The following is a 13,682-nucleotide window of genomic DNA, read 5'->3' as shown; positions in this document are numbered from 1 at the left end:
ATGGTAAAATTTTTATTTTTCTACGCGCGTTAGTGCGACTACTGTTTCCACGTGCGTTGAGAGTACACTCTGTATCTTCCTACTATAATAATGGTTGTTTATGATTTTTGAGTTGATAGATTGAATAGGTTTGTGGAAACAAATCACTCAACCGTCACTTCTCTTTTGCTTAAATTTGAAAAGATAGCTACTTGCCTGTTTCAATCCATCAAGTTCATCAAATTTATGACGACTTATCTCTTTGGTATCACGATTGACTAAAACGACCTCGTAAGAGTCAGGGTTATCTAACATAGAATTATATTCATTAATCGACATTTCAAATTCTGTAATTGATGATTTTACCTCAAAGTACATATTCCCATTCTCTGGGTCATGAACCCACATATCACAAACAATTCCGTTTGGTGGCTGCTTATTACGATCTGAAGATTTACTAGAATATTTCGAATTCCAAATTACATTAAGTTTTTGATTCTGAGTCAATTCAGCGTAAGCAATTTGTTCTGCTGTTTCACCAGCATCATCATTTGCGGAGTTTCTATTATCATAATCTCGTTTACTTCTTTCTCCATTTCGTGTGTTCTTACCTTTCCTACTAACACTATTCGATGGTTCAAGAATGGTTTGAACAGTTGATGTTCCTTCAATAGAGATGCCAGATTTTTCTCCGTTCAAATCAACATCATTTTCTTTAGTAACGAATTTCAGTATATCTTCTCTTAAACGGGACGGAATACCAAAATACAGTAAGGAAGAAACTTTTTGATGACCTCTAATATAATAATCAAAATCATCTATTGTAATAGCTGCAACCGTGACTAACTCTTCGACATTAGTATCATACAGGCCATCAATGTCAATTTCATCAGTAATTGACACACTTAGCTCTGGAAATCTCTTCTTACTTTCTTTCTCAATGTCGACTTGAACTGAATTTGGAATTTCAGAAATCTCAAATTGATAATCTTTGTATCTATCAGTTTTTTCTAGGAATGTTTCTTTGAGTATTTCATCATCGCTTTTATTTGCATTGCTATATAAAATCTGGCGGTAATGTTCCGCTTTCTTATCTAGATAAGATCTTAATTTCAGTTTCCAAAATTCACGAATATCCAAATGAATCAATTCTGACAATCCATTCAAATCCTCAATATCTTTTGAAATGCTTTCTAGAGCTATCGCCAACAATTGATACTCTTCTTCTTTTAATGCATATGAATAGTCAATTTCAAAAATGGTAGGATATTCCTCTTCATTTAGTCCATTTGATAACAAAAAGTCATTAACTTTTTTATTTAACGCATTTTCGCTAAACAATAGCTCAAACGATTCATTCCACTTATCTACACCGAATTCTTCAGTTATTTTTCTTTGTTTATGTTCCGTATCTCGGGAAATTAACAATTCAATCAAATTCAAATCTAAGCTTAGATTTAACACCTGCTTGAATATGTCTACGATTGTTGAAGAAAACGTATCAATCAAACGTAATTGATTAATTTCAATAGAATTAGCAGGTAATTTTAAGTAGAATTTTCCTTTACTTTCCACAAAATAATAATCTTCAAAAACGATTGACTGACCATCTTGCTCAACATCTTTAGCAGATATTTTGCTGCATGGAATAATCTGAATACGTTTTAATGAACTAACATTCTTACTATTGTCATCTATCGTAGATAATACCGCAGTTTTGATATCATCAATCTCTTTTTTGAAATCCTCAGAATAATCTTCCAATAACTCAAATGTTTCCAATTTTAAATTTGTTTTGAAGCGTTCAACCCCAAGCCATTCATATATCGTAGTTGTACTAGCTTTTTCAGGCACGTAAATAAAACGCATTTGTTTTTCTATTGATTTAGGCAGTCGCTTATCAGCATACCTTAATTCTTTGTTTGGATAAAAGAAGCCATCTTTGGCTAAGACTGATAATCCTTCGGTAGAATAAGTAGGATTCATTCCTTTTTTATTTCTTATAAGTTCATTATATAATCTGCGACTTATTTCGCCTTTATCGAATTTTGGTAACTCAACTAATATAGCTCTTATTTCATCATCCGAAAACATCGCCATATTTTTTCTGAAATCCAACTGTTCAACAATGCGTTGCCCCAAGAGTTCCATTAAGCTTTGTTCAGAAACTCCATACAATCCCGGAACGTGTGCCTGGAGCTTTTCATATAGCACAATTTGTCTCGGGCTATATTTTTCTCCATCAATCTTAATCCATGCAGTTTTATTCAAAATGTATTTCACATACTCATTTGAATTAAAGTACAATCCACTCCAGTTCGATTGCTGACTTGCACTTGATTCTTTTTTTACCGAAAATAATAAATCTGTCAATTCTTCGTCTTGATTGAGCCAATTGACAATGTCTTTCGTATCTAATTTGTCTATTAATTCTTCAAAATTACTGATGTACTTAGAAGTTAAATAATTAATATTCGTAAATTTTATTTCATTCTTATATTTGTTATAAATAAACTTTTTAAATCCAACATCATTTTTTAAAGAATCGTTATCATAAATCTTAGGATATTTGGAAACACCACATCGAAGAATAAATGACAGAAAATCTCTCTCCTCAGCAAAACTAGAGCAATCTATTTTTTTCAATGCCGTGTAATCTGTATCTTGAAAAAGCTTATCTCCTAATTCATTGCCATACTCTTTTCCAATATACATTTTATTGGAAGGTTGAACGTCACCAGCAACGTTTGGAAGATTAAATGGAACTTTAGACAGCTCACTTCCAGCTGATAGTTTTTCATTGTAGTTATCATAAAACCAATTAATGAAACTGATAGATTTTTCAACAGTGTCAATTTGTCGATTAATCGTTCCAATGATCAAATCTGAACTGCTTTGCTCAGTGAATTCAATTGCAAGATATTTTTCACTGAATGCATCTAGAATACGTTTATCTCCTGTACGTTCAGCTTTGTATGCATTAGCTGTTTCTTCCCATTTATTTTGCCAACTTGATGAAGTCTTAATCTGATAAATTAACTCATCAAAATATGTTTGTTTCAAAATGCTTAAACTAACCCAAGAAGACAGCTCTTTTGGAAGCACAGTAACACCTGTATCGGTCGGTAAGAATACCTTATCTGATTTCATCAACCAATTGTCACTATTGTCCTTTAATAGCTTAGGGACAATCGGAGAACTTTTATATTGCTCACTCCACCATAAGAACACTTTTGTCCTTATTCTATTTTCCCAAGAAGATGAAAGAATGTTGATTTTATCAGATAGTTCATCTACATCAAACGACAGGCCAGTGTATTCATTATAGTTAGCAAGTTCTTGTACTAGTTGGTCATTTTCGTTTGTTTCTAATAATTGCAACAAGGTGGAAAATGTCTCACCTATTAGCTCCTCAGGGAATTCTTGAAGGAAAAGTTTTGGATTATCTTTGATAGAAATATATTGCCAATTGACAGTCGGTAGTATTTGGGCATTAGATAAAATACCCAAGAATTCGTTCATTAAGTCAAATACATCTAAGTCCCATAGTTTATTCTCTTTAAAAGGAGTTACCATTTTTAATGCTATGTCTTCATATTCAGGCTTAGATAATTTTTCTGCTACTTCAGAAATAAATTTGAGCACCTCAATAAATATTTTCTTATTTATTTGTTCACTATCATCCGGGACGTCATCACGTGAATTATTTGTTATAAACGGTGCATTTATAAGTGCATGAATTGGTGTACCAAAATTACGTACTGGAAAGTAGCAATATAGTTTTTCTTTGGAGTAATCGTAATCAGAATCTTTAGAAACGGCTAGTGCAATTTTAGCAACTTTATCTCCTATCCTAGATTCTTTGTAAAAAACAAAATATTCTTCAGACGGCGATTGACCAGTAACATCACTTTTTTCTATCAATACATCATTTCCATCCACAATTTTCTCTGATATTTTTTCATCATCAGTTGTTTCAATAACAATTTTTGTTATATTTGGTAAAAATAACAGTGACTTATAAAATGGCTGCTGAAGTTGTTTAGAAACACTCGTGCCTTTACTTAAATTAGTTTCTTTTAGTTTTACTCGAATTAATGTATCAAAACCAGAATCAATTTTGTTTATTGGTTGAGGACAGTTCATTATTGGAAAACATAAATCATAATCTTCTTTTTTCCAATTTTTCTTCTGCTCAAAAATTAATTCACTGAATTTGTCAGAATCTCTTGATACATACTGCTCAAAAAGCTTTTTTGTGAATTCTTCACTAAATCGAATAGCAAATTCTCCCGAATACAGTTCGACCCACTCAGCATCGTTTAGCAAGGAACGAAAACCAGTCCCCTTATTTCCGATATTTTGTGATGATTTATTACTCGCTCTTCCTAAGCACAATCTTTCAATTGTATCTTTTGAAAATGAAGTGCCTGTATTCCCAACTTCCAAGATATTATTTTTATATGTTATCTGAACTTTCACTTCGTCATTGCTAGCATCATTTTCTGATTTTATATCTCCATAGGCATCGTCTACATTCTGTAATAACTCTAAAATCTGACGCCCATTATAATCACGCATCAATTCATATTCTTCGCTGCAGGCCTTTTCAAGTTCATTACTCAACTCAGAATCCGTATATTTACGAATAAAAATATCCCTTAATTCATCAATCGTATTCCATTTGCTCACAGAACTTCGCCCCCAGCATATTTTTTACATAATATATTATATCATCAATCATTTTATGAAATCCAATCAATAAAGACGTTAATATGGCTACCCACATTAACGTCTAGTCCTATCTATTCAAATTAAATTTCTACAGTCACTCTCACCCCACTTTTGAAATCAACAACAATGTTCTTTTCAAAAATGGTGACCTTCTCAATCAACCTTCTAACAAGCACTTCACTATACTCATTGATGACATCGTGTTCTTTTACAAAGACTACCATCTCATCAACCCGTTGTTGCAAATTAGTATTCGCTGCTATTTGTTTTGCAACCGCATCTCGTTCATCTCTTAGTGAAAATATTTGGCTTGCAAGTTCATCTCGGTCAACTTTATGACGTACCTTCATGAAACTCGTAAACCGTTTAGCTTTGAAATTTTTGAATGATGACAATTCATCAATTACCACCATGTCAAAATCAAAAGCAAATCCAGATTTGTTAATCAGCCAGTCTAGGTTCTCACGATTAATCAGATAGATATTGGCGTTCTTTTGTAGAGCTGCTATTCGTTGGCTTGGCGTTCCTAAAACGACCGAATATGTTAATCCTTTCAAGTGATCCCATTTTTCAATTTCAGTTGGCCATGTTGATTGCGTCACGCGCAACGGTGCAATAATTAACACACGTCGGATTGTGAAGTCATCGTGCATCAAATCTTTGATAGCCGTCAGTGTTGTGACTGTCTTACCTAAACCCATATCCAACAGAAGTGCTGCTGTCTTGTTGTTCTTGATAAAATCAATCGCATATTTCTGGTAGTCATGTGGTATGAACTTCATTAGGCATCACCTCCTATTCTTTCAAGTAACTTTGGTATCTGTTCAATCTCATCAAGCACGAAACACTGAAACCCTAAATCTGTCAGTTGTTTCATACGAAAAAGCTGTAAAGACCGTGGCTTCTTCCCTGGCGCCTTCACTTCGACAAATCCAAGTTTCCCATTTGGCATAAGTACCAATCGGTCAGGCACACCAGCAAGCCCCGGTGATGTAAACTTCGGGCAAATACCACCTACCCTTTTGACGGCTTTCACTAGTGCTTGCTCAACCTGCTTTTCTCTCATAGCCACACCGTCAAATACTCGAAATACGCATCACGCAAGATTTCCAAGTATTCCTTTTCTGCGCAGTGAATCATCAGATGTGCGACTTGCTTATCGAATGATTTCTTCCAAGGATACGTGACATCCGACATGGCAAACTCGTAAAACTCATCAAATCGTAAATCACGTTTACCGATTCCAATTTGTAACCGCTGTTTAAATTTCATTTAGATATTCTCCAATCTGCAAGTATGGTGTAACCCGTGAATACCCAATACATAACTTTATATAGGTGGTAATTTTTTATCCCTTAAGAAAAGTTCTATATAAGACCTACACAGGTTACACTTTCCTTTAAAATCAACTATTCCAAGAACTCGGATTTGAGTTGCAAACCAACAATCTTGTTTCCTTTATTAGTTCGCCGGCGCTTAAATCCGCCCGCCTCCAGAGCCGTGTAAAAATCGGCTGAACTACGAATGTACTCACCAGTTCGCGTACAAAACGCACGATACTCTGCATACAACTCACCAGATTTTTCTTCAAAATCAACAGCAGTCTCGCAGCACTCGTCTAAGAAATGGCCAAGCCAATCATTCGCCGTCTTATATTCAGAAATTGCATTAGCGACAACTTGTGGAACCGTTAAATGAAAGTCTGCGGCGATGACTTTTTTCGCACCGTCAAGGATCCATTGCAAAATGGCTCCGCCGGCATTTTCAAAAAGATAGTCCGCATAATTCTTGATGTCCTTATTGCCGTCAATCGTAGTAAGGAATGGAATCACAATTAAACGACGCCAGGTTCCTTTATCAATCGCTCCAACTTTTGGGAGGTGGTTGGTATAGAGCACCAAAGTATGCGTTGGGACATACTTGAATGGGTCTTTGTATTTCTTCTCAGCCGCAATTTCATCCGTCGAGCAGAGCTGCTTAATGTTAGATGTGTTGAGTCGCATCCCCTCTTCAAGCTCGGCTGCGATGAGTAGGCGTTTCCCCTTCGCTTCCGCAAGTTCAGGTTTCACATTGCGTCGGATTTGACTTGTAAGAATATCAGCTGAGATGCTGCCAGAGTAATTACCGAGCACACGGCTGATGACATTCCAGAACGTGGACTTCCCGTTACGCCCTTCACCATACGAGATAATAAGAGCTTCGACGTAAACTTTCCCGACCGCTGCTAGACCAACAATCATCTGGACGTAATCAATCAGTTCTTGGTCACCAACGAAAATGGTGTTCAGTGCATCCAACCAAATCTGTTGATTGGCATCACTTGGGGCACACTCGGTTTGCTTCGTGATGTAATCTTCTGAGTTGTGTTCTTGCGATTCTCCTGTTCGTAAATCAAAAGTGGTGGTCGGTGTATTCAGCAAGAATTCGTTCACATCCAGCAATCGTTGTTCGATTTCAAGCATTGGCTTCGCTTCAGTAAGTGCAGACGAGAGATACTTGCTGTCACGACGTTTTACCGCAAACTTCTTATACTCTTGCGCGTGCTGGTACAAATCAAAACTGTGACGCTGCACTGAGTTAAACATGGTGACTGCTTTTTTCGGGCCAACACTGGCAAGTACACCAAACGCACCGTTACTCACCATTTCCTTGGTGCGTTTCTCAATCTCGATTTCTGATTCTTCCAGTTGGCGTTCTGTCAAAGCATGAATTACACCTTGAGCTTTTGGTTTCGATTCTTCCCAGTAGCTACCGTTGTAGACAAGGTAGTCTGTAGATGGTGAGTAACGAAGTTTGCACTCATACTCACGCGCCAAGACAGTAGCTTGTCCTAAATCCGAGTAGTCGGTTGGCTCAAGCGATAGGTCAGCGTTGTACTGCTCCGGTGGGATATATCCATCTTGCTACTTCACTTTTTTCCCGAAGTTGACCGCACTATTCCAGATCGTCTTGAGTTCCTCATCGGGCAATGGTGGGTTACACTTTTCAGCTTGTTCGAGATACTTGTGATAGGTATCTTCCGTTGCGCCGTAGCGTTTGATGAGCTTTCCAGCGATGTGGCTCATGGTCGAGTTACGGCTGCCTTCACCAATCTCAGACTGCGTATTATCCCAATCAGCGAAAGCATCATCTTCGATAAAATCGGTGATTAGCTTAGTACCTTCATAGATTTCAACTTCAGCATTTGGTGTCCCAAAAAGCAACCGTGCTGCATCCATCGCATTGTTATCAAAATATGGGAACTTAGATTGAATTTCTTTCTTGAGTTCCACGTATTCAACCTTATCGGTTGTGAGAGGAATTGGGAAATAAACGTGAAAGCGTGGACGAGCAGACTTTCCGCCCTTTTCTTTCATGTGGTTGCGAGAGTAGCTGACCTCAAACATTACGTCGGGAAATTGCATCGCCACGTCAAACGGTGTCACCCATTCATCAGGATTGTCTGAGTGGTCATTGTCGCAATCAAGCGGGATCACATCAGACTGGATGAAATTGTCACCTTTGCGATAGTTTCCTTTGTACTCAGCCATCACATGATCAATGCTCACTGCTGCTGCAAGTGATTCTTTATTCGTCACCACATGCTTCGTTGGGAACAACCCATTCTTGGAATTTCCCACCTGGTTGGATGTAAATAACGTCATCTTAAGCATTTGAGACCTCCTTCATCTCCTCATCAAAGTACCGGATATGCTTCTTCCAATACTCTGCTTGTTCAATTTCAACAGCCATGCCCTGAGTGATGGTGTTACCCACCACCCAGACTTCTTCACATTTTCCCATTAAGACAAGAGACATATGCATCGCCACATCACGCTCCGTCTTATCATCCATGAATTGGGGATAGAGCAAATGCGATGCGACTGGCATGTAGCCATGGTCAAGAGCAAACCGGCAGTAACGCTTTGTGTTTGCAACGTTGACTGCTACATTCCCTGAAAACGGCGAGCAGACATATACAGTCTTGCGATAATCTTTACGTCTAGGCATTGCCATCACCTCGCTCAATCACTGGTAAGATATTCTTCTTAGATTTCAGCAAGTCGTACAAGAACAAACGACCTTTCTGCGTCCAGTAGGTATGCATCACGCTGCGCTCTGCATCTATCGCATGAGTTTTTGATTGTGTGTAGCCTTGATTGGCATACTTCTGATAAAGCAACCACATCTTGCCTTGCTTGTACTGAATTCCCAGTTCATGAAGCAACTTGTTCATTGCCTGTGGTGACATACCGTAGTCCTTCGAGATTTTAGAAATCGACATCACAGAATTGTTTTGAAGAATCAAATCGTAGTAGCTAACTTTTGGTTTCATCTCCAAAATCATTTGTTGTTGCATCGCCACCATTTCTTTTTTCTCTTGTAGCCGCTGCAACACTGAAATGGCCCATGCTGGATCTTCGATTGACTTTGTGATGAAATCTTCTGTCGCGTACACACCGTGTTGGCGGATAGACGGCAAGACCTCATTTGTCACCCAACGCTTGAATTTCTTCGCGTTCGGCATCTTTCTAGAAATGATGAGTGAGTACAATCCACTTTCGTTGATAAGGATAGCCATTGTCCCATTAACGCTGAACGATTCGTTCACCGTCTTATCTTCCTCATCAACATGATCTCGTAATGCTTTTTGTGGATTTGTGTAGCCAAGAATTGATGCTACATCTTTACCAACAAAGTGAGGGACATCGCCAATCATCACCGTGCGTACAGAGCCAAACTCCGCATTTTCAAAAACTTTCAATTCGTTCATCTTGTGAACCTCCTGTAATAGAATTTTCAGGAGAGGCATTTTGCCCCTTCTAACTTACAGGCGAAGAAAATGGTCGAAAGTAAACTCTGGCTCGAATTTATTTTTGATTTTTTTGCCTTCGTCTATAAGCGAAGAAAGAACCCAATTCGAACCTTATTTTTGATAAAAAAATTTGAAAAAAATATGGAGCCATTTCTGACTCCACATTGACTAATCCTTTTGATAGAATTCACACTCGTATCCATCAGCGTTCAGTAGCAAGCCTTCAGCCCACTTAGGCGTTTGACTCATCAACTGACAGATGTCTTCAACCTTCGATTCCGTTGGCACTTCGATAATCACTTCGTCGTGGACGTGCCCGACAATGCGATACTTACGAAGATTCTCCATTGCGAAACAGAGAATGTCTCTAGCTATTGCCTGCACGATGTTTTCGACAAACTTGGGACCATAGCTTTCAAGACGTTCCCATTTCTTGGTAGCACCGACACCTTCATAGGTAACAGCTTCACCGCCGAATTTGTTCTCACCAATCTTTGGTTTTACATAAACTAATTTACGTCCTGACAAGAGTTGGATGAACAGAAAACCCGACTTGTATTCAAACTTGATGCCATGCGTCGATGTGCTCCGTCGTTCTTTCACACAAGTCTTTACTGCCTTATCAACAGCCCACCAAAGCTCCGTTATGTTAATGTTTGAGTCTCGCCAAGAATTAACAAGCGGCTGTAATTCATCCTCAGTTAGTCCCATTTCAAGAGCATCCATTGCTTTCAATGCACCCACCGATCCTCCGTACCCTAGAGCAAGCTCAGCAATTTTCCCTTTTTGACGTAGGTGCCCATTCACGCCATGCTTTTCAACTGGCACACCGAACATCTGACTGGCAGACGCACAGTAAATATCGCCACCATTTTTGAATACTTCTTGACGCCACTTCTCACCCGACAGCCAAGCAATCACACGTGCTTCAATCGCTGAGAAGTCAGATACGATAAATTTCATCCCTTCACGTGGTACAAACGCTGTCCGGATGAGTTCTGAGAGTACGTTCGGGACATTGCCGTAGAGAATGTTAAGCATTTCAAAATTGCTTTGTTTTACTAAACTACGCGCTTCAGATAAATCTGACATATGGTTCTGAGGCAAGTTTTGAAGCTGGATGCCACGTCCTGCAAAGCGTCCGGTACGGTTGGCTCCATAGAATTGGAATAAGCCACGAGAACGATTATCATAACACGCAAAGTTTTGCATGGCTTGATACTTTTTCACGGATGACTTGGCGAGTTGCTGACGTAAGACCAGGACTTGCTTTAAATTTTCATCAATAGGTTGTTCGAGTAGTTCGGCCACTGCCTTTTTACCGAGTGACTCGGTTTCAAGTCCGTGGTCTAGTAACCATCCCCGCATTTGAAGCACGCTGTTTGGATTTTCTAGTCCAGTTAATTCTTGCAATTGTTGATTCAAGCCAGCTTTTGATAATTCATCCAACTGAACGGCAGCTTCCACAAAGTCCTTATCAATCTCAATTCCTCGGTCGTTGATTTCCTGATCCAGCCAGTATTCTTTCCAAACAGAATCAAGCACTGGAAAATTGGAAAGTTTTCCTTGGATAGCTATTTCAACTTCCACATCACGACCATTGTATGTCTTAAATGCTGACCATTTAGTTGGCGCATGGTGTGGTAAGTTCCTCGTGCGTCCACCATTAACTTTGGTCGGATTGCATGGCACGCAAAAGTATCGGATGAGGTCTTTTCCTTCTGTGAGCTTTTGTTTATCCAAACCAAGAACAGCACCAACTCCTACAAGTGACAACGGCAAACCTAATGTCGCACCCCACACCATTGTGCATTGCCACCCTCGTGGATTCAAAAAGCCATCCAACCCCAGAAAGCGTGACAAACACACACGTTCAAAACTCGCATTGAAGGCGTGTTTAATCACTGTTTCATCTGATAGCGAAGTTAATATTTCAGCCGGGATAGTTTCGTCCATCTTCAGATCAACCACTTCGACGGGACCACTATCTACACTGTATGCAAATAGCAGTATTTCAAAATCGGGGGACTCTGAATATTTGTAGACACCACATTTCGATAAATCGACACTACTATACGTTTCCAAATCCAATGACAAATGTTTCATTTTCTTCCTCCAATCAAACAGGCGACAGCACTTCTGCCATCGCCGTTTTTGTTTTAATGATTAAGCCAAGAAATCATCATCCGCCAAGGTTTCAAACTCATCGCTTGCAGATACTTGTGAGCCGAGTGGTTCGCCGTCACGTACAAACTGGATATTCCCAAGCCCTGCCGCTACCCCGCGATTTCCATTTGCGTTAAAGGCATAGAAATTAATCGACACACGAGCGTAGCAACCACTATACACTTGTGAACGATCCAAGATTGGTTGAACGTGCTGATTCACGATTTGTGGTGCAGTGGTTGAGTTCGCATTAATGAAGTAATGACCTTGGTATGCTTCATCGTCGCGTTCGATATCCCCATCACGTAATGGCAGCTTGATTGCTGCTTTGTTTGGTTTCTTCCCACCGAATTTCGCAAGTCCCTCTTCGATTGCTGCATCGATTGCTTTTTCAATGGTATCAATCGTTCTCTTATCTGATTTTGGAATCAAGACTGCTGTTGAATATTTCTCTGCGCCCCCGTTGATGGATGCTCGTTCCCAACCGTGGAAGTATGAGAGACGTGTGTTTGTACCAGTGATTACTTTGCTTGTTTTAGACATATTATTGTTCCTCCGTTAATGGTTTAAATTCTTCGTTTAAGTTGTTTACTGTGACCGCTTGTCGTTTATCTGAACTATCGACTAGCGTCAGCTTGCCTTTTGGTTTGATGATGTATTCGCCCAAGATTTCATTGAATTTCTCTTTACCGAGTGCCTTCGTCATTTCTGTGACACCAAGTAACTTTTTATCATATGGGTCGTATCCAGCCTTGATGACCGCCGCAGCGACATCATTGTCATTAGAGTACTTACGAGTAGAGCGACCCTCGACTAATTTGTGATGAGTCCATTGTTTGCCACCGAGTGCAAGTTTCAAAGCACAGTCCTTGATATCGTTACTCCAAGAAACCAGGTCATCCACTTTACCGATGATTTCTTCGATTTCATCATCACTAAGAAGCTCTGGTGGTTTGAACTCATATTGCGCCAGTTTCAAGTTATGGTCTGCTCGTGCACGACAGCTATTCTTCGCCGGACAGAATCCACACCATTTCCCGCATTGGTACTCACCCTCACCTTTGAAAGCTAAATCTGCGGCAGGCGACAACACATCTTTTGCCCACTGAAGTAATTCTTCTTTCAGCAGTGTGTACGTACTCACATTCTCACGCCTTGGCTGGAAAATGGTCATCTTGACTTCTTGAATGTCATAAATACCATCGAAAAGCTCCAACGCTCCCAAGGCATAACACATCATCTGTGGGTTCTGATACGCATCTACCAAAATTCCTAGACCGTATTTCATGTCAATAACAGATAGCGTTCCATCCGCAATGACGAGACAGTCGCCGGTCCCAAAGCCGTCTGGGACGTACCTTGAGAAGTCGAGCCGCTGTTCTACTATTACAATAGGGTCAACTGTTGTCTGTTTCGCCTTAGCGACTTCTTCCATCACGAAGGTCGCATAACTTTCAGCACACTGCTCCATCTCCTCGTCGTAGAATTCAAGCGTAGATGTTGGGTCTGTGACGTCATTACCAATGAACTTATTCAGTTTGTACTCACATAAGGTATGAGCATCAGTGCCTTGTTGAGCATACGGGCTCGACTTGTTTTCAAAGTGCTCTGACAAGCGAACACTTGGCGGACAATGAATCCAGCGGTTACTTGATGAAGCCGATAAGACGGCATGTTGTGTTGGCATTTACAATCCCTCCGCATCCGCAACCAAAGCAGCGTAGTTCTCTTTTGGTATTTCACTCAAGCGGCTGGCACCATACTTTTCAATCAGTGCTTTCACTTCAGATGATTTACCTTCTTGTGATTTACGAGCCAGCAAGCCGCGGACTTCTTCAAGCGTTGGTTGTTTGACTTCCGGCTTTGTTTTTACTGGTGGTTCTGGTGTTTCAACTTGTTGCGGTTCTGATTCGTTGATTTGCATCGCCACAGCCAACTCCTGTAAGCTATCGGCCAATGCTTGCACATCCTCAACAACCTGAAGCAATAATTTCATTCTACTCACGCC

The 13,682-nt window shown here is 39.7% G+C and carries 10 protein-coding genes and 1 pseudogene; all 11 read right to left on the bottom strand.

The features are described from left to right. Window positions 1-147: 147 nt before the first annotated feature. The 11 genes and pseudogenes from G7057_RS07585 to G7057_RS07535 all read right to left on the bottom strand — a co-directional run bounded on the left by G7057_RS07585 (window position 148) and on the right by G7057_RS07535 (window position 13,670). On the bottom strand, window positions 148-4,671 hold the full coding sequence (locus tag G7057_RS07585; protein ID WP_166162496.1) for a protein NO VEIN domain-containing protein: 4,524 nt from the start codon (window positions 4,669-4,671) through the stop codon (window positions 148-150). Between the two features lie 122 nt (window positions 4,672-4,793). Then, a complete protein-coding gene (locus G7057_RS07580) occupies window positions 4,794-5,495 on the bottom strand; it encodes an SNF2-related protein (RefSeq protein WP_166162494.1) in 702 nt (233 codons plus the stop codon). Further along, entirely contained in the window at window positions 5,495-5,779 is a 285-nt protein-coding gene (locus G7057_RS07575) for a VRR-NUC domain-containing protein (protein WP_166162492.1), read from the bottom strand. Before G7057_RS07575 ends, G7057_RS07580 begins: the two co-directional genes overlap by 1 nt. Next, window positions 5,776-5,985, bottom strand: coding sequence for a hypothetical protein (locus G7057_RS07570; RefSeq protein ID WP_166162490.1), 210 nt, complete (start codon window positions 5,983-5,985; stop codon window positions 5,776-5,778). Before G7057_RS07570 ends, G7057_RS07575 begins: the two co-directional genes overlap by 4 nt. Before the next feature lie 137 nt (window positions 5,986-6,122). Further along, window positions 6,123-8,366 (bottom strand): annotated as a pseudogene (locus G7057_RS07565) (phage/plasmid primase, P4 family). After that, a complete protein-coding gene (locus G7057_RS07560) occupies window positions 8,359-8,703 on the bottom strand; it encodes a DUF7768 domain-containing protein (RefSeq protein ID WP_166162488.1) in 345 nt (114 codons plus the stop codon). Before G7057_RS07560 ends, G7057_RS07565 begins: the two are co-directional and overlap by 8 nt. Then, the gene (locus G7057_RS07555; RefSeq protein WP_166162486.1) at window positions 8,696-9,466 is read right to left on the bottom strand and encodes a phage antirepressor; all 771 of its coding nucleotides are present in this window, start codon (window positions 9,464-9,466) and stop codon (window positions 8,696-8,698) included. Before G7057_RS07555 ends, G7057_RS07560 begins: the two co-directional genes overlap by 8 nt. A gap of 210 nt (window positions 9,467-9,676) precedes the next feature. Further along, window positions 9,677-11,614 carry a DNA polymerase gene (locus G7057_RS07550; RefSeq protein WP_166162484.1) on the bottom strand — a complete coding sequence of 646 codons (1,938 nt, stop codon included), beginning with the start codon at window positions 11,612-11,614 and terminating at the stop codon, window positions 9,677-9,679. Between the two features lie 60 nt (window positions 11,615-11,674). Next, window positions 11,675-12,217, bottom strand: coding sequence for a DUF2815 family protein (locus G7057_RS07545; protein ID WP_166162482.1), 543 nt, complete (start codon window positions 12,215-12,217; stop codon window positions 11,675-11,677). A 1-nt stretch (window position 12,218) separates the two neighbouring features. Continuing rightward, entirely contained in the window at window positions 12,219-13,361 is a 1,143-nt protein-coding gene (locus G7057_RS07540) for a DUF2800 domain-containing protein (RefSeq protein ID WP_166162480.1), read from the bottom strand. Further along, a complete protein-coding gene (locus G7057_RS07535) occupies window positions 13,362-13,670 on the bottom strand; it encodes an rRNA biogenesis protein rrp5 (RefSeq protein ID WP_227004703.1) in 309 nt (102 codons plus the stop codon). Window positions 13,671-13,682: the final 12 nt, after the last annotated feature.

Source organism: Jeotgalibaca arthritidis, assembly GCF_011100465.1.
Taxonomy (GTDB): domain Bacteria; phylum Bacillota; class Bacilli; order Lactobacillales; family Aerococcaceae; genus Jeotgalibaca; species Jeotgalibaca arthritidis.
This window is presented reverse-complemented; position numbering and strand designations above follow the sequence as displayed.